This is a genomic window from Streptomyces sp. NPDC096136 (genome assembly GCF_044763325.1).
GTDB lineage: Bacteria > Actinomycetota > Actinomycetes > Streptomycetales > Streptomycetaceae > Streptomyces.
In genome coordinates this window covers 173,454-190,680 of sequence record NZ_JBIWFZ010000008.1, presented here as the reverse complement: position 1 = coordinate 190,680, position 17,227 = coordinate 173,454, and the positions used below count along the sequence as shown (strand labels likewise).

At 71.9% G+C, this 17,227-nt stretch carries 16 protein-coding genes and 1 tRNA gene; 9 read left to right on the top strand and 8 right to left on the bottom strand.

The genetic code is table 11. From position 1 onward, the window contains the following. The first annotated feature begins 19 nt into the window (after nt 1–19). Entirely contained in the window at nt 20–247 is a 228-nt protein-coding gene (locus tag ACIRBY_RS19200) for a hypothetical protein (RefSeq protein WP_403901838.1), read from the top strand. A gap of 13 nt (nt 248–260) precedes the next feature. Here the strand turns inward: ACIRBY_RS19200 and mscL are convergent, their stop codons facing one another. From mscL to ACIRBY_RS19165, 7 genes are all read right to left on the bottom strand, one after another. Next, nucleotides 261–761: a large conductance mechanosensitive channel protein MscL gene (gene mscL / locus ACIRBY_RS19195; protein WP_403901837.1), complete on the bottom strand. Its 501-nt coding sequence runs from the start codon at nt 759–761 to the stop codon at nt 261–263. Nucleotides 762–884: 123 nt separating this feature from the next. Then, a complete protein-coding gene (locus ACIRBY_RS19190; protein WP_403901836.1) occupies nt 885–1,436 on the bottom strand; it encodes a hypothetical protein in 552 nt (183 codons plus the stop codon). Nucleotides 1,437–1,596: 160 nt separating this feature from the next. Beyond that, nucleotides 1,597–2,154, bottom strand: coding sequence for a carboxymuconolactone decarboxylase family protein (locus ACIRBY_RS19185; RefSeq protein WP_403901835.1), 558 nt, complete (start codon nt 2,152–2,154; stop codon nt 1,597–1,599). 253 nt (nt 2,155–2,407) lie between these two features. Beyond that, the gene (locus ACIRBY_RS19180) at nt 2,408–3,241 is read right to left on the bottom strand and encodes an S-methyl-5'-thioadenosine phosphorylase (protein ID WP_403901834.1); all 834 of its coding nucleotides are present in this window, start codon (nt 3,239–3,241) and stop codon (nt 2,408–2,410) included. 79 nt (nt 3,242–3,320) lie between these two features. Next, nucleotides 3,321–3,632 carry an FmdB family zinc ribbon protein gene (locus ACIRBY_RS19175; RefSeq protein WP_366450878.1) on the bottom strand — a complete coding sequence of 104 codons (312 nt, stop codon included), beginning with the start codon at nt 3,630–3,632 and terminating at the stop codon, nt 3,321–3,323. 67 nt (nt 3,633–3,699) lie between these two features. Then, nucleotides 3,700–5,031: an MFS transporter gene (locus ACIRBY_RS19170; RefSeq protein WP_403901832.1), complete on the bottom strand. Its 1,332-nt coding sequence runs from the start codon at nt 5,029–5,031 to the stop codon at nt 3,700–3,702. Nucleotides 5,032–5,445: 414 nt separating this feature from the next. Then, entirely contained in the window at nt 5,446–6,906 is a 1,461-nt protein-coding gene (locus ACIRBY_RS19165; RefSeq protein WP_403901830.1) for a potassium/proton antiporter, read from the bottom strand. 281 nt (nt 6,907–7,187) lie between these two features. On the opposite strand from ACIRBY_RS19165, the gene ACIRBY_RS19160 reads away from it, so the two are divergent. Then, nucleotides 7,188–10,133: a penicillin acylase family protein gene (locus ACIRBY_RS19160; RefSeq protein WP_403901829.1), complete on the top strand. Its 2,946-nt coding sequence runs from the start codon at nt 7,188–7,190 to the stop codon at nt 10,131–10,133. Between the two features lie 58 nt (nt 10,134–10,191). Here the strand turns inward: ACIRBY_RS19160 and ACIRBY_RS19155 are convergent, their stop codons facing one another. Beyond that, on the bottom strand, nt 10,192–10,818 hold the full coding sequence (locus tag ACIRBY_RS19155) for a 5-formyltetrahydrofolate cyclo-ligase (RefSeq protein WP_403901828.1): 627 nt from the start codon (nt 10,816–10,818) through the stop codon (nt 10,192–10,194). A 94-nt stretch (nt 10,819–10,912) separates the two neighbouring features. Here ACIRBY_RS19155 and galU point away from each other — a divergent pair, with 94 nt between their 5' ends. The 7 genes from galU (at nt 10,913) to ACIRBY_RS19120 (ending at nt 16,434) form a co-directional block, all read left to right on the top strand. Beyond that, a complete protein-coding gene (gene galU, locus ACIRBY_RS19150; protein ID WP_403901826.1) occupies nt 10,913–11,815 on the top strand; it encodes a UTP--glucose-1-phosphate uridylyltransferase GalU in 903 nt (300 codons plus the stop codon). Between the two features lie 4 nt (nt 11,816–11,819). Then, nucleotides 11,820–13,163 (top strand): gephyrin-like molybdotransferase Glp, encoded by a 1,344-nt coding sequence (gene glp, locus ACIRBY_RS19145; protein ID WP_403901825.1) that lies wholly within the window; start codon nt 11,820–11,822, stop codon nt 13,161–13,163. A gap of 163 nt (nt 13,164–13,326) precedes the next feature. Next, nucleotides 13,327–13,806: a cyclic pyranopterin monophosphate synthase MoaC gene (moaC, locus tag ACIRBY_RS19140; RefSeq protein WP_403901824.1), complete on the top strand. Its 480-nt coding sequence runs from the start codon at nt 13,327–13,329 to the stop codon at nt 13,804–13,806. 32 nt (nt 13,807–13,838) lie between these two features. Then, the gene (locus ACIRBY_RS19135; RefSeq protein ID WP_403902044.1) at nt 13,839–14,399 is read left to right on the top strand and encodes a molybdenum cofactor biosynthesis protein B; all 561 of its coding nucleotides are present in this window, start codon (nt 13,839–13,841) and stop codon (nt 14,397–14,399) included. 17 nt (nt 14,400–14,416) lie between these two features. After that, nucleotides 14,417–15,007, top strand: coding sequence for a GNAT family N-acetyltransferase (locus ACIRBY_RS19130; protein WP_403901823.1), 591 nt, complete (start codon nt 14,417–14,419; stop codon nt 15,005–15,007). 184 nt (nt 15,008–15,191) lie between these two features. Further along, complete coding sequence (locus ACIRBY_RS19125; RefSeq protein ID WP_403901821.1) at nt 15,192–16,232, top strand: hypothetical protein; 1,041 nt, start codon at nt 15,192–15,194, stop codon at nt 16,230–16,232. A 128-nt stretch (nt 16,233–16,360) separates the two neighbouring features. Beyond that, a tRNA-Ala gene (locus ACIRBY_RS19120) sits at nt 16,361–16,434 on the top strand. Nucleotides 16,435–17,227: the final 793 nt, after the last annotated feature.

The following is a 17,227-nucleotide window of genomic DNA, read 5'->3' as shown; positions in this document are numbered from 1 at the left end:
ACGCCCGTACCCTTGACGCATGAGCACCGCCCCCGCCTCCGACCCGCAGTCCCCCGAGCCCGCAGCCGGGACGAAGCCCGACCACAAGCCGACGGCCAGCCCCAGGCCGAAGCTGGTCTTCGACGACCCGCTGGACCAGCAGTCCTCGGACGACACCGACCGGGGCTGGGGCGAGCGGCCTCCCGCCGGCGGAAGCGCGGCCGACCTGGCCCGCTTCCTCGACGAGAAGCCCCCGCACCACATCTGATCCGCCGCGGCGGTCAGACTGCGTCGCGCGCCCCCGAAGTCCTGGCGTTCTCGCCGTTCACGCTGCGCTGCGCGACCAGGGTGTCGCGGATCTCCTTGAGCACCTCCAGCTCGGTGATCTCGATGGTCTCCTTCACGCCCTCCCTGGCCTTGCGGCGCGCCTCCTGCCGGGACAGGTACTTCGCCATCGGCAGGACCATCAGGAAGTACACGACCGCGGCGGTGATCAGGAAGGTCAGCGTGGCGTTCAGGACCGAGCCCCACATGATGTTGACGCCGGTCGGCTCGCCCTTGGCGTCCACCCCACAAGGTGCTTTCAGACACGAGGTGTAGACATCCAGGCTTTTGGTGCCGATGGCACCCACGACCGGGCTGATGATGCCCTTCACGATCGAGTTCACGATGTTCGTGAACGCGGCGCCGATGACCACGGCCACGGCCAGGTCCACCACGTTGCCGCGCATCAGGAAGGCCTTGAAGCCCGCCAGTACGCTCTCCTTCTTCTTCTCGCTCACGACTGAGCCTCTCTTCGTCACTGCTGTACACGGAGCCAACGGTTCCGAAAGCTACGGCAGTCACGGCACGCCATGTCCAATCGGCGGTCACCTCAGAGCGACTCGACTGTGCGCCAGTGCGAATCAGCACAACGCCACCGCCAGCCGTGCCACCGCCCCCGCGCCCACCAGGGCCCGCGCGGTCTCCCGGGGAACGGACAGCACCACCAGCGCCCCACCGTCCCCCCACCCCTTCTCCGGCGCCGGAACCTCGGTCACCCTGGCCCCCGCCGCCACCACCCTCGGCGGCCCCGCGCGCTCCGCCGCCACCACGTCCACCCGGTCCCCTGGCCGCAGGAGCCGCACCGTGGCCGCGTCCGCGATGCGCACGGGAGCCGACACCATGCGCACCGCCGCGGGAGACGGCTTCACCTCGGGCGGGGCCGCGCCCCGAGAGGCCCGGGCATCCGTCCCGCCCACGGCCAGGGCGGCCGCCACCACGGCCAGGCCGGCCGAGGCGAGCCGCCGCTTGCGGCGCACCGCGCGGCGCAGCCGCCCGCGGGCGCGGCCCACGCGCAGCGGCGGAAACGGTGGCACCGGGCGCGCGGGGCGGCACACGGAGGAAGGGGACGGGTGAGGAACCGGTGCATCCGGGGAAGCCGCGGGTACGGGGGAGTCGGGAGAGGTCCTGGACATGCTGGTCACCGCCGAAAGGGTCGAGATCCGGTGTCCGGGTCCAGCGCCCGGACCCTCCCACGATCCGCCGTTCCGCCCTGGCCCGCTCCGGCCTGTGGACGATCCCCAGGTTGTGGACAACCCGTTCACCCTCAGGGGCAGGGCGGCTCCGGGCCGCCGCTCAGGACCGGCCCGGCACCCGGCAGGCCTCCGAGAATCCCTGGCTGCTCAGACCGAAGGCGCTGTTCACCCGCGAGCGCCAGTTCTCGAGCGCGACCACGGCGGTGAGTTCGACGAACGCCGCCTCCCCGAGCCGCGAGATGAGCCCGGCCGCCATCTCGTCGGTGACAGCCGGCTCGGTCTCGGTCATCGCCTCCGCGTACTCCATGACCAGGAGCTCCGTCCCGGTGAACACCTCGCGGGCCTCCCGCCACCGCGGCACCCGCTCGATCTTCTCCGGCGACAGGCCCAGCTCGTGGCCCTCCCAGTAACCGAAGTCCATGCACCACGAGCAGTTGATCCGCGCGGCGCAGGCCATCACCGCGAGGTGCTTCAGCCCGGCGTCTAGCGTGTTCCACCTCGCCGCCCGCTGCTCCATCCGGACGTACGAGAACAGGACGCGCGCGTTGTGCCCGTAGGCCTGGCCGGGTTCGAGCACCTTGCCGTAGGTGCGGCGCGAGTACCAGGCGCCGACGCGCGTCAGGAGGGTGCGGGGCGGGGTGAGCGAGATGCGCGGCATGGCTGGCCTCTTCCGGGAGGGGGTCCCGTCGACCCCTTCGCCGTGGAGACAGGACAGTCCCGCGGAACGTGACATCACCCGCGAGGAATCGTTTCCCCTCCCGCAGGGCGCCGGCCGCTCGCGCCGGCGCCGCACCCACCAGAGGGCCCGGCCGCACCCACCGCAGGGCCCGGCCGCGGCGCCGAAGGCCGGGCCCGGGCCCGTGCGGACTCCGGCAGGGCTGTCGCCCGCCTCCAGCCTGTGTCCAGCCCGCCTACGGCAGTTCGATCCCCAGGTCCCAGCCGTCGTGGGCGTGGGTGCACAGGCAGTCGCGCTCCTCGGCCGCCGGAAGGGCCGCCACGGCGTCGAAGAGGACCTCGCGCAGTCGGCTGACGTTCTCGCCGAACACCTTCAGGACCTCCGCGTGCGAGACCCCCTCACCCGTCTCGGCACCCGCGTCCAGGTCCGTCACGAGGGCCATCGACGTGTAGCAGAGCCCCAGCTCCCGGGCGAGTACCGCCTCCGGGTGACCGGTCATGCCCACCACCGACCAGCCGGCCGCCGCGTGCCACCGCGACTCCGCGCGCGTCGAGAACCGCGGCCCCTCCACGACGACCATGGTGCCGCCGTCCACCGGCTCCCACTCCCGCCCGCGCGCCGCCGCGAGCGCCACCGAGCGCCCCACCGGGCAGTACGGGTCGGCGAAGGTGGTGTGGACGACGTTCGGGACGCTGCCGTCCGGCAGCGGCTCCCCGTCGAAGAAGGTCTGCACGCGCGACTTCGTACGGTCGACCAGCTGGTCCGGGACCAGCAGCGTGCCCGGCCCGTACTCCGCCCGCAGGCCGCCCACCGCGCACGGCCCCAGCACCTGCCGGACGCCGACCGAGCGCAGCGCCCACAGGTTCGCCCGATAGTTGATCTTGTGCGGCGGCACGGTGTGGCTGCGTCCGTGCCGCGGCAGGAACGCCACCTGCCGGCCGGCCAGCTCGCCCAGGTACAGGGAGTCGCTCGGGGGCCCGTAGGGGGTCTGGACCTGGATCTCGGAGACGTCCTCCAGGAAGGAGTAGAAGCCCGAGCCGCCGATTACACCGATCTCTGCGTTCACCATGCGGCCACCCTAACGGGGGACGCGAAAGGCCCCGTCCGCCCAGGAGGGGCTGACGGGGCCGTTCGGGAAACGTAAGAGGTCAGGCGGCCGAGCTGGAGCTGCTGCCCGTGCTCGAGGACGTCGAGGAGGACGCGGCGGCCGGAGCCGAAGCGGTCGACGTCGTCGTGGACGACGAGGACGTGGACTTCGAGGCGGGCGTGCTGCTCGACGAGGCGCCACGGCTGTCGTTCCGGTAGAAACCGGAGCCCTTGAAGACGATGCCGACGGCGGAGAACACCTTCTTCAGGCGTCCGTCGCAGCTCGGGCACACGGTCAGCGCTTCGTCGGTGAACTTCTGCACGGCCTCAAGGCCCTCACCGCACTCGGTGCACTGGTACTGGTAGGTCGGCACGAATTTCCTCCTGGCACTCTGACTCAATGAGTGCTAACGACGCTCCATGGTGACGTATTCCGGCGGATCAGTCCACCGTTACGGGCGTGCGGTGACCGAGCCCACGCTCGGCCGCGCGCTCCCGCCCGGCCGGTTCGGCTGCGGCGGCGGCCGGCGCGGACGTGTTCACGACGCGGCTCGGGGCCTTGGGCGCCAGCTTCCCGCGCAGCGCCACCAGGGTGGCCAGCGCGAGCGCGGTGGCGGCCAGCGGCACCAGGAAGCCGTACGAGGAACCGTGCGCGTCCGTCAGGCGGCCGGCCACGATCACGGCGACGGCCTGGCCGAAGGCGACCGCGCCGGTCAGCCAGGTGAAGGCCTCGGTGCGCGAGGCGGCCGGCACGAGCTGCTCGATCATCGTGTAGCCGGTGATCAGTGCGGGGGCGATGCACAGGCCGACGAGCAGGCCGACCGCGCCCATCAGGACGGCGGAGTTCACGGCCCACAGGACCGAGGCGGTGGCGGTCAGGCCGACGTAGCCCAGGATCAGGCGGCGGCGCGGGCCGATCTTCCAGGCGACGGCGCCCATGGTGATGCCGGCGATCATGTTGCCGGCCGCGAAGACGCCGTAGAGCAGGCCGTTGGCGCCCGGGTTGCCGATCTCGCCGGCGAAGGCGGTGAGCGACACCTGCATGCCGCCGAAGACGGCGCCGATGCCGAGGAATGCGACGATCAGGACGCGCAGGCCGGGGAAGGACAGCGCCGAGGCGTGCTTCTCGCCGTGGGCCGCCTGAGGGGCGGTCTTCGGCTCGGTGGAGCGCTGAGCGGCGAAGAACAGGCCGCCGAGCAGGGTCAGCGCCGCTTCGGTGGCCAGGCCGGCGGCCGGGTGGACGCCGGTGCACAGCGCGGTGGCGAGCACCGGGCCGACGACGAAGGTGAACTCGTCGGTGACGGACTCGAACGCAGCCGCCGTCGGCAGCAGCGGGGAGCCTTCCAGCTTGGCCGCCCAGCGGGTCCGGACCATGGGGCCGACCTGCGGGACGGAGGCGCCGGCCGGGACGGCGGCCAGCGCGAGCGCCCACAGGGGGGCGCCGAGGAGGGCCAGCGCGGTCAGAGCGGAGACCGCAGTGGCGTGGGCGAGGACGACCGGCACGAGGACGGCGCTCTGGCCGCGGCGGTCGGTGAGCTTGCCCATGACCGGCGCGAACAGGGCCATGGAGACGCCGGTGACGGCGGAGACGATGCCCGCGTCGCCGTAGGAGCCGGTGGCGTGCCGGACGAGCAGCAGGATGCTGATGGTCAGCATGCCGAAGGGCAGACGGGCGGCGAAGCCGGGGAGGACGAAGGAGAGGGCGCCGGGGGTGCGCAGCAGCTGCGCGTAGCCGGGTCGGGCGGACGTGTCGGTCGTGACCGCGGATGTCACGGCCTGGCCTTTCCGCTGCCTGGTAGAGCTCCCCGTCTGCGGACGGCCGGCCGCCTTGTGAGCGACCGCACCCGTACATGTGGGAGCCCCGAGAGCTGTCCTCTTGCGCAGAACCGAGTGATACCTGGGCGCCCACTGCGGGAGGGTGCCACGGCCGCTTTGCGGTCGCGCCAGCTCTGCGTCAGGCAGAGTTGGTTCGATCTGGTGTGCCTTCATCGTACAGGGGAATCCACTACCACGCCCTGTGATTACGGTGACAAGGCATGTCTTCACCTGCGATTAACTGGAACTTCGCATTCCGACCCTCCGAAATGCGGGCAAGGTCGGTTGCAAGCCACCGAAAATGGCCGAATTAGAATGCCGCTCTAACCGGAATCCCCTGCTCAGGCGGCCGTTTCGGCCACCCTCCGGCACCTAGAGTGACGCTCCGCCGCCCGTGCCCAGCCACCCCGCGAGCTTGCCCCCGCGCGCCACCGCCCGCAGCCGCGCCTCGGCCGCGTCCCGCACCGGATCCGTGGCCACCACCAGCAGCTCGTCCCCCCGGCGCAGCACCGTCGACGGCGCCGGCACGAAGCTCTTCGCGTCCCGGACCACCAGCGTCACCGAGGCGCCGGCCGGCAGCCGCAGCTCGCCGACCTCCACACCGTGCATCCGCGAGGCCTCCGGTATCGCGAAGGACAGCAGGTGCCCGCGCAGCTTCTCCAGCGGCGCCGACTCGATGCCCAGGTCCGCCGCGGCCTCGCCGGTCTCGCGCAGGTTCAGCTTGCGCGCCAGCCAGGGCAGGGTGGGGCCCTGCACCAGCGTGTAGACGACGACCAGCACGAAGACGATGTTGAAGACGCGGTCGCTGCCCTCGATCCCCGTCACCATCGGGATCGTCGCCAGGATGATCGGCACGGCTCCGCGCAGGCCCGCCCACGACATCAGCACCTGCTCCTGCCACGCGACGCGGAACGGCAGCAGGCTGACGAACACCTCCAGCGGCCGCGCCACCATCGTCAGCACCAGTCCGATGATCACGGCGGGCCAGAAGTCGCCCGCCAGTTCGTGCGGGGTGACGAGCAGGCCGAGCAGCACGAACATGCCGATCTGCGCGATCCAGCCCAGCCCGTCCGCGAACCCCCGCGTGGCCGGCCAGTGCGGCAGCTTCGCGTTCCCCAGCACCATCGCCGCCAGGTAGACGGCGAGGAAGCCGGATCCGTGCGCCATCGCGCCGGCGGCGTACGCGCTCACGGCGATCGCCATCACCGCGATCGGGTAGAGGCCGGAGGCGGGCAGTGCCACGTGCCGCAGTGCGTACGCCCCCAGGAAGCCCACGGCCAGGCCGATCGCGGCGCCGATGGCCAGCTCCAGCGCGATCTTGCCGACCAGCACGTACCACGCGTCCACCGGCGCGACCGTCGCGAAGGCGACCACCAGGATGACGACGGGGGCGTCGTTGAAGCCCGACTCGGCCTCCAGCACGCCGGTCACCCGCGCGGGCAGCGGGACCTTCCGCAGGACCGAGAAGACCGCCGCCGCGTCGGTCGAGGAGACGACCGCACCGATCAGCAGCGCCTGCCGCCATTCGAGTCCCACCAGGTAGTGCGCGCCGGCCGCGGTGACGCTCACGCTGACCGCGACGCCGACCAGCGACAGGACGACCGCCTGCGGCAGGGCCGGTTTGATCTCTTTCCACTTCGTGCCCAGGCCGCCCTCGGCAAGGATGACGACGAGCGCGGCGTAACCGATGACCTGGGTCAGCTCGGCGTTGTCGAACACGACGTTGCCGATGCCGTCCTGGCCTATCGCGATGCCTATGCCGAGGTAGATGAGCAGGCTGGGGAGGCCGCTGCGTGAAGAGATGCGTACCGCCGCGACCGCGACGAGCAGCACGAGCGAGCAGACCAGCAGGAGCTCATTGAGCGTGTGGACAGTCAGTGGGCGGCCCTTTCCTCAAAGCGCGCACGACGGAACGTTCCACCGGCGGCGTATTCGGCAAGTGCTTCGTTACCTTACCTAATCTTTGACGGACTCTTTACGCGATACCCACATTGTGAAACGGCAGTTCGCCCCTGTCCTACGGACCTTGACCCCTGGCGGATCAACGGAGGCGGTCCTGCGCCTATGGTTGCTCCCAGCACTCCCAGGACCACCCTGCCCCTCGAAGGACAGCGATGCCCGCCAAAGAATCCGGACCTTCCGTCAAGAAGAAGGGACGACGCGCACGCCTGCTCGTGCTCGTCATGGTCCTGGCGCTCTTGGCGGTCCTCGGCTACGGCGCGTACTGGAGCGCGGACACCGTACGCGCTTCTTTCCCGCAGACCACCGGCTCCCTCAAGGTCCCCGGCCTGACCGGGACCGTCGACGTCAAGCGCGACGAGCACGGCATTCCGCAGCTCTACGCCGACAACGACGAGGACCTCTTCCGCGCGCAGGGCTTCGTGCACGCGCAGGACCGGTTCTGGGAGATGGACGTACGCCGCCACATGACCTCCGGCCGGCTGTCGGAGATGTTCGGCTCCGGCCAGGTCGAGACCGACGCCTTCCTGCGCACCCTCGGCTGGCGCCAGGTCGCGCAGGAGGAGTACGACAAGAAGCTCTCGCCCGAGACGAAGAAGTACCTCCAGGCCTACGCCGACGGGGTCAACGCGTACCTGAAGGGGAAGTCCGGCAAGGACCTCTCCGTCGAGCACGCCGCCCTCAAGATCACCGACAGCTACAAGCCCGAGAAGTGGACGCCGGTCGACTCGGTGGCCTGGCTCAAGGCGATGGCCTGGGACCTGCGCGGCAACATGCAGGACGAGATCGACCGCTCGCTGATGTCGAACAAGCTCACGCAGGCCCAGATAGACGAGCTCTACCCGGCGTACCCGTTCGACCGGAACAAGTCGATCGTCGAGGGGGGCACCGTCGCGGGCGGCAAGTACGCCCCCCAGGGCACCCCGGGCGCCACCACCTCGGGCACCGGCACCTCCGCGACGGGCACGGGCTCCACGACGGGCACCTCCACCGGCACGACCGGTACCGGCACCACGGGCACCGGCTCCACCACCGGCACCGGCGGAACCACCGGCACCACGGGCTCCACCACCGGCACCGGCTCGCAGGCGACCCCCAACGGCGGCACCAACCCCGCCACCGGCCTCGCCGACAACGCGAGCGCCCAGGGCGCGACCGTCGGCCTGCGCACGCAGCTGACCTCCCTCGCCAAGACCCTGGACGACATCCCGGCGATCCTCGGCCCCAACGGCAGCGGCATCGGCTCGAACTCCTGGGTCGTCTCGGGCAAGTACACGACCACCGGCAAGCCGCTGCTGGCGAACGACCCGCACCTGTCCCCGCAGCTGCCCTCGGTCTGGTACCAGATGGGCCTGCACTGCCGCGCCGTCTCGGCCCAGTGCCAGTACGACGTCGCCGGCTTCACCTTCTCCGGCATGCCCGGCGTGGTCATCGGCCACAACGCCGACATCGCCTGGGGCATGACCAACCTCGGCGCCGACGTCACCGACCTCTACCTGGAGCAGGTCCGTCCCGAGGGCTACGTCTACGACAACAAGGTCGTCCCCTTCACCACCCGTGAAGAGGAGATCAAGGTCGCCGGCGGCGCGACGAAGAAGATCACCGTCCGCACCACGAACAACGGACCGCTGATCTCCGACCGCAGCGACGAGCTCGAGACCGTAGGCTCCCGCGCCCCCGTCCCGAGCTCGGCCCCCGACCGCGGCACCGGCTACGCCGTCGCCCTGCGCTGGACCGCCCTGGACCCCGGCAAGTCGATGGACGCCGTCTTCAAGATCGACCGCGCCAAGGACTTCGCGAGCTTCCGGGCCGCGGCCGCGGACTTCGAGGTCCCGTCGCAGAACCTCATCTACGCCGACAACAAGGGCGCCAACGGCAACATCGGCTACCAGGCCCCGGGCCGCATCCCGGTCCGCGGCCAGGGCGACGGCCGCATGCCGGCCCCCGGCTGGGACCCCAAGTACGCCTGGAAGGGCGGCCGCGACGGCAACGCCGGCTACATCCCGCAGAACGAGCTGCCCTGGGAGCTCAACCCGCAGCGCGGCTACATCGTCACCGCCAACCAGGCCGTCACCGAGTCCGGCACCGGCGCGGGCAAGTACCCGTACGTGCTGACCACCGACTGGGGCTACGGCGCCCGCAGCCAGCGGATCAACGACCTCATCGAGGCGAAGATCAAGGACAGCGGCAAGATCTCCACCGACGACATGCGCACCATGCAGATGGACAACAGCAGCGAGATCGCCGCGCTGCTGACCCCGATGCTGGCCAAGATCCCGGTCTCCGACCCGGACGTGCGTTCGGCGCAGAAGCTGCTGGAGGGCTGGAACTACACCCAGGAGAACGACTCGGCGGCGGCCGCGTACTTCAACGCGGTCTGGCGCAACATCCTCAAGCTGGCGTTCGGCGACAAGATGCCGAAGGAGCTGCGCGTCGAGGGCAGCTGCATGAACGTCATCGAGGAGGGCACCGGCCCCAACGACGACCTCGCCAAGACCGTCCGCGAGTGCGGCACCCGCGGCCCCGACTCCGCGCAGCCGGACGGCGGCGACCGGTGGTTCGAGGTGGTCCGCCGCCTGGTCAAGGACGAGAAGTCGCCGTGGTGGACCGCCACCCCGAAGACGGTCCACGACAAGCCCATCAAGACCCGCGACGAGCTCTTCGCCCGGGCGATGGAGGACGCGCGCTGGGAGCTGACCGCCAAGCTCGGCAAGGACCAGTCGACCTGGAGCTGGGGCCGGCTGCACCAGCTGACGCTGAAGAACCAGACCATCGGCAAGGAGGGCCCGGGCTTCATGCAGTGGCTCCTCAACCGCGGCCCGTGGAACCTGGGCGGCGGCGAGGCCACCGTCAACGCCACCGGCTGGAACGCCTCCAGCGGGTACGACGTCACCTGGGTGCCGTCGATGCGGATGGTCGTCAACCTCAGCGACCTGGACAAGTCCCGCTGGATCAACCTGACCGGCGCCTCGGGCCACGCGTACAACGGCAACTACACGGACCAGACGACCCTGTGGGCCAAGGGTGAGCTGCTGGACTGGCCGTTCGGGAAGGCCGCCGTCGACAAGTCGACAGTGGACACCCTGACGCTCAAGCCGTGAGCGGCGCTCACGACCCGGTCCCGGCGCCGTGGTCCGGACCGTGATCCGGACGCCGTGATCAGGTCGTGAAGCGCACCACCCCCGACGGGGTGGCGACCGCCTGGACGGGGTGGTCGTGCGGTTCCTCCGGGACCCGCGCGACCACCTCTTCGTCGTAGAGGAGCACCACCAGCGCCGGATGCGCGCCCGCCCGCTCCAGCCGCGCGAGCACCCGGTCGTAGGAGCCCCCGCCGCGCCCGAGCCGCATCCCGCGCCGGTCCACCGCCAGCCCCGGCAGCAGCACGGCGTCCGCGCCGGTGACGGCCTGCGGGCCCAGCGGCGGGCCCGAGGGCTCCAGCAGCACCATCCTGCCCGGGTGCGCGGCCTCGGCCAGGCTGTCCGGGCCCTCGTACGCCGCCCAGTCGAGGTCGTTGTCGGGCAGCAGCAGGGGCAGCAGCACCCGCTTGCCGGCGTCCCGCAGCGCGTCGAGCAGCTCGCGGGTGCCCGGCTCCGCGCCGACGGAGACGTACGCGGCCACCGTGCGCGCGCCGGCCAGTTCGGGCAGCGCCAGCGCGGAGCGCGCGAGCGCGCGGGCGGCGGCGCCACGGGCCGCGGGGGACAAGGTCCGCCGGGCGGCGAGGAGTTCCCGGCGCAGAGCGGTCTTCTCGGGAGGGAACGGGAGGTTTCCGGGCGGGCTCTCTACCACAGTTCGGTCACATTTCCTTTTCTATCGGGACAGAGTTGGATCTATTTACCGGAATCTGGCCGGGTGTTCGGTACGACCCACTATGGTTCTGCCCATGACTCAGTCGCACCCCGTGATCAAGAAAGCCGTCATTCCGGCCGCGGGCCTCGGTACTCGCTTCCTCCCGGCGACCAAGGCGACCCCCAAGGAAATGCTCCCGGTCGTGGACAAGCCGGCCATCCAGTACGTGGTCGAGGAGGCCGTCTCGGCCGGCCTCGATGACGTCCTCATGATCACAGGACGTAACAAGCGGGCCCTCGAGGACCACTTCGACCGCAACTACGAGCTCGAGTCGGCCCTGATCGCGAAGGGCGACGACGACCGGCTGAAGAAGGTCCAGGAGTCCAGCGACCTCGCCACCATGCACTACGTCCGCCAGGGCGACCCGCGCGGCCTCGGCCACGCCGTCCTGTGCGCCGAGCCGCACGTCGGCGCCGAGCCCTTCGCGGTCCTCCTCGGCGACGACCTCATCGACCCGCGCGACCCCCTGCTGCGCCGGATGGTCGAGGTCCACGAGAACACCGGCGGCACCGTCATCGCCCTGATGGAGGTCGACCCCGCCAGCGTCCACCTCTACGGATGCGCCGCCGTCGAGCCGACCGGCGACGGCGACGTCGTCCGCATCACCGGCCTCGTCGAGAAGCCGGAGCCCGCCGAGGCGCCCAGCAACTACGCGGTCATCGGACGCTACGTCCTGCACCCCGCGATCTTCGGCATACTGCGGGAGACCGAGCCGGGCCGCGGTGGGGAGATCCAGCTCACCGACGCCCTGCAGAAGCTGGCCGCCGACGAGAGCGTGGGCGGCCCGGTGCACGGCGTGGTCTTCCGGGGCCGCCGCTACGACACCGGGGACCGGGGGGACTACCTGCGGGCCATCGTCCGACTCGCGTGCGAACGTGAGGACCTGGGCCCGGAGTTCCGCACCTGGCTTCACCGTTACGTCACGGAGGAGATGTAGCACCTTGAGCAGCAGCGCACCGCAGGACACCGGCCGGCAGCGCCTGTGGTCGGTGGACGAGCACCTCGCGGACGTCCTCGCAGCCGTCCGGCCGCTGGAGCCCCTCGAGCTCCAGCTGCTCGACGCCCAGGGCTGCGTCCTGGTCGAGGACGTCACCGTGCCCGTCGCCCTCCCGCCCTTCGACAACAGCTCCATGGACGGGTACGCCGTCCGCACGGCCGACGTCCAGGGCGCGAGCGAAGAGTTCCCCGCGGTGCTCACGGTCATCGGGGACGTCGCGGCGGGCAGCGGCGAGCTGCCCACCGTCGGCCCCGGCCAGGCCGCCCGCATCATGACCGGCGCCCCGCTGCCGCCCGGCGCGGAAGCCGTCGTACCGGTCGAGTGGACCGACGGCGGCACGGGCGGCGCCGCCGCCTCCGGGATGACCCCGGCCAGCGCCGCGCCCGAGGGCGCCGGCGGCGAGGTGCGCGTGCACCGCGCGGCCGAGGCGCGGGCGCACGTCCGCGCGCGCGGCAGCGACGTCCAGGCGGGCGACCTGGCGCTGGCCGCCGGCACCGTCCTCGGGCCGCCGCAGATCGCGCTGCTGGCGGCGATCGGCCGGGGCACCGTACGGGTGCGGCCGCGCCCGCGCGTGGTCGTCCTGTCCACCGGCAGCGAGCTGGTCCAGCCGGGTGAGGCGCTGGCCGCCGGGACGATCTACGACTCCAACAGCTTCGCGCTGGCCGCCGCCGCCCGGGACGCGGGCGCCATCGCCTACCGGGTCGGTGCGGTCGCCGACGACGCCGACACGCTGCGCGCGACGATCGAGGACCAGCTGATCCGCGCCGACCTGCTGGTCACCACCGGCGGGGTCAGCGTCGGCGCGTACGACGTGGTCAAGGAGGCCCTCACCGCGGCCGGCACCGGCGACGGCGACGAGCCGCAGGCCGGCGGCGTGGACTTCCGCAAGCTCGCGATGCAGCCAGGCAAGCCGCAGGGCTTCGGCACGGTCGGCCCCGACCACACCCCGCTGCTGGCGCTGCCCGGCAACCCGGTGTCCTCGTACGTCTCCTTCGAGCTGTTCGTGCGTCCCGCGATCCGCGCCCTGATGGGGCTGCCGGCGTCGCAGGTCAGCCGGGAGAGCGTGCGGGCCGTGCTGAAGGCGGACGAGCCGCTGCGCTCCCCGGCCGGCCGCCGGCAGTTCCTGCGCGGCGCGTACGACCCCGAGGCGGGCACCGTCAGCCCGGTCGGCGGATCGGGCTCGCACCTGATCGCCGCCCTGGCGCACGCCGACTCGCTGATGGTCGTACCGGAGGACGTCACCTCGGTGGAGCCCGGCACCGAGCTGGAGGTCGTCCCGCTCGGGTAGCCCCCGCGCCCGCCCGCGGTCCCGTCCGGCCGGCCGTCGCGCACGGCCGGACGCCCTGTTCGGCCAGTGGTCCTGCCCGGCTGGGGACCGCCCGGTGCGGGTAGCGTGTTGCACCACACAGGCCCCGGCGTTTCGGGGCCCGGAGCGGGAGCGGCACGTAGACATGAGTACGCAGAGCAGGCTGACGCACATCGACGAGGCCGGCGCGGCCCGGATGGTCGACGTATCGACAAAGGACGTCACCACCCGCACGGCGCGCGCGAGCGGCCGCGTCCTGGTCTCGTCCCGGGTGATCGAACTGCTGCGCGGCGAGGGGGTGCCGAAGGGCGACGCCCTCGCGACCGCGCGGATCGCCGGGATCATGGGGGCCAAGAGGACCCCGGACCTGATCCCGCTCTGCCACCCGCTGGCGGTCTCCGGGGTGAAGGTGGACCTGGAGGTCGCCGACGACGCCGTCGAGATCCGCGCCACCGTCAAGACCACCGACCGCACGGGCGTGGAGATGGAGGCGCTGACCGCGGTCGCCGTCGCCGGGCTCACCGTGATCGACATGGTGAAGGCCGTCGACAAGGGCGCGGTCATCACCGACGTCCGCGTGGAGGAGAAGACGGGCGGCAAGTCCGGCGACTGGACCCGCTCGTGACGCCCCCGCGCGGCGGCGAGGTCCACAGCCACCTGCCGCCCGCCGCCGACGGGGCCCGGGAGGCGGCCCCGCCGGCCGCCGAGGCGCCCGCCCCCCGCGGCCTGGTGGTCACCGCCTCCAACCGGGCCTCGCAGGGCGTGTACGCCGACGAGGGCGGCCCGCTGCTCGCCGAGGCGCTGGAGCGGCTGGGCTTCGCGGTGGACGGCCCGCGCGTGGTCCCGGACGGGGACCCCGTCGAGCAGGCGCTGCGCGAGGGGGTGGCCGCGGGGTACGACGTCATCCTGACCACGGGCGGCACCGGCATCTCGCCGACCGACCGGACCCCGGACGCGACCGCCCGCGTGCTCGACTACGAGATCCCGGGCATCCCGCAGGCCATCCGCGCCGAGGGCCTCGCCAAGGTGGCGACCGCCGCCCTGTCGCGGGGTCTGGCCGGCGTGGCGGGCCGCACGCTGATCGTGAACCTGCCCGGTTCCACGGGCGGCGTCCGCGACGGCCTCGCCGTGCTGTCGCGGATCCTGCCGCACGCCGTCGACCAGATCCGGGGCGGCGACCACCCCAGACCGGACGCGGCACCCGGGAGCCCGAGCTGAACGGCCCGTCCTGGCCGGTGGTGCTGGCGGACGGCGACGTCACCCTGCGGCCGATAAAACTGCGCGACCAGCGCGCCTGGCGCGAGGTCAACCGGCGCAACCGCGACTGGCTGCGGCCGTGGGAGGCCACGATCCCGCCGCCGGCGCCGTGGGGGCCGGTGATCCACCGGCCGACGTACCGGCAGATGGTCCGCCACCTGCGGGCCGAGGCGAACGCGGGCCGGATGCTGCCCTTCGTCATCGAGTACCAGGGGCGGCTGGTCGGCCAGCTGACGGTCGCCGGGATCACCTGGGGTTCGATGTGCGCCGCCCACGTGGGCTACTGGGTGGACCGCGACGTGGCGGGCCGCGGGGTGATGCCGACGGCGCTCGCGCTCGCCGTGGACCACTGCTTCCTGAAGGTCGGGCTGCACCGCATCGAGGTCTGCATCCGCCCGGAGAACGGCCCCAGCCGGCGGGTCGTGGAGAAGCTGGGGTTCCGCGAGGAGGGGCTGCGGCCGCGCTACCTGCACATCGACGGGGCGTGGCGCGACCACCTGGTCTTCGCGCTCACCGCGGAGGAGGTTCCGGAGGGGCTGCTGCGCCGCTGGAACCGGGTGCGCAAGTAGGAAAGCCCGCCGCCCGTGACCGCCCCTTAAAGCAGGTAATCGCAAAAGCGTTCGAATTGATGGTCGATTCGCCCATAACCTGATCCGAAGAATCACAAAAAAAGTCGGTGATATCAGCCGGATCGTGCGACACACCGGCCCAATTGGCTGATCCGGTCGGCCGCACCCCTCTACGGTGTGGGGTGTGAGCAGCAGCGGCCTCATCTACGCAGTCATCGTGGGGGCCTGGGCCGCCTACTTGGTGCCCATGTGGCTCCGGAGGCAGGACGAGCTGAACGAAGCGCGTCCGACGGAACGCTTCTCCACTGCCATCCGGCTGCTTTCCGGCCGGGCGGGAATGGAGCGGCGTTACGCCAAGGGGCTGCGTGAGCGCGGTGAAGTCCAGGCGGAGCCCCAGCCCCACGCGGACCCGGACGCGGCGACGGAAACGGTGAATTCCGTGGACGCCGACGCCCGGGCCCTCGGCGTGTCCCCGACCAGGGCCGAGCCGAGATCCGTCGAGGTCGAGCGGGTCGAGAGGGTCCGGCGCCAGCAGCGCCTCCAGGTCCTCGCGCGCCGCCGGCGCACCACGGCCCTGCTCTTCCTCGCCTTCAGCGGCGGCGCGATCGCCGCCGCCGTCGGCGGGCTGCGGTACCTGTGGGCGCCGGCCGTGCCGGCGCTGCTGCTGAGCGCCTACATCGTGCACCTGCGGGTCCAGGAGCGGCGGCGCTACGAGTTCACGATGGACCGCCGCCGCGCCGAGGCGGCCGCCCGCGCCCTGCGCGAGAGCCGCTCCCGCCACCGCGACCGCGACCGTGCCCCCGAGCCCGCCGGCGCCGCCGAACCGGACCCCGCGCCGCCGGTGTCCCCGCAGGAGGCCGGGCGCCGCGCGCTCGTCGAGCAGACCGACCACGCCGAGTGGGTCGACCAGCAGCGCGAGCGCGAGCGCGGCCCGGCGCGCGGCGACAGCTGGGAGCCCGTACCGGTCCCACTGCCGACGTACGTGACGGCGCCCGTCGCACCGCGCGCCACGGGCCCGGTCAACCCGGACGGCTGGAGCGCGACCCGCTCCAGCGCCGCCGAGCCGACCAACCCGCGCCTGCGCGCCCAGCCGGGCCCGGCCCCCGTGAAGCCGGAGCCCCAGCCCCAGCCGTCCCCCCCGCGCCCGCGCGGCCGCGACGCCGGGCGCACCCCGCTCTTCGACCAGTACGAGAGCGACGAGCGGCCGCGCGCCGCGAACGAGTGACGGGGACGCCGTCCGGCGGGTGACCTGCACCGACCCTGCCGGACGCTTCCCGCGGCGGGCGGCGGCCGCCCTCCGGGAACGCGTTTTGGAGCAGCGGCGCAGGGATGCTAATGTTTCACACGTCGCAAGGGCCTGTGGCGCAGTCTGGTAGCGCACCTCGTTCGCATCGAGGGGGTCTGGGGTTCAAATCCCCACAGGTCCACAGACGACAGTTCTTGAGTAGCTCTCAGGAATCGTCACGAGATCCCGTTCCACCGCAAGGTGGGGCGGGATCTCGGCGTTTCCGGAGTGTGTTCGAGGCCGTGTCCGGGCGCGGGTGGGACCAGCGCGCTCGCAGCGGTGTCGCCCGACGCCTTGTGTGACTTGATCAAGGTGACCTCCATGCTGGGTCGCCCGCGGCTTCCGGAGCCCCCTCCCGCACTACGTGCCCGATTGGAGTGGCCCGGATCTGGCTGCCGGTCATGAAGAGCCCGAAGCTAGGGTGTTGCGCATGATCGATCCACGGGGGTGGCGGAAGGTGTCGAACATGACCGTGCTCATGCCGGAGGTGCATCGTGCTTCGCCTCCTGGGGCCGGCGCCATCTGTGGATCGCTCGGAGGTGTCGCATGAGCGAGCTGTACGCCGCTGAGAGTGGTACGGGGGCAAGCGATGAGCAGGGTGGTCCTGCTCGGGACCTGCGACCGAGTGAGACCCTCGATGACCATTCGGTGGAGCCCCTCGAGCCCGATAGTCCTCATGAAACCCTCCTGGAATCCCAGGATGCGTGGAATGGGGCGGAAGGTGACACTGACGCTCCAGTGGAACCCGATGCCCCGGATCGGGGTGTGGACGATCGACCCGGTTCGGGGGAGGGGGGGAAGGAGCCGGATGAATCGGATCCGGTGGAACCGGGCGAGGCGACCTCTCTGAGTCGCCCCGATGAAGCTGATGTGGACGAGTCTCCGGAACCGCAGGAACCGCAGGAACCACAGGAACCCGAAGGGTCGGAAGAGCC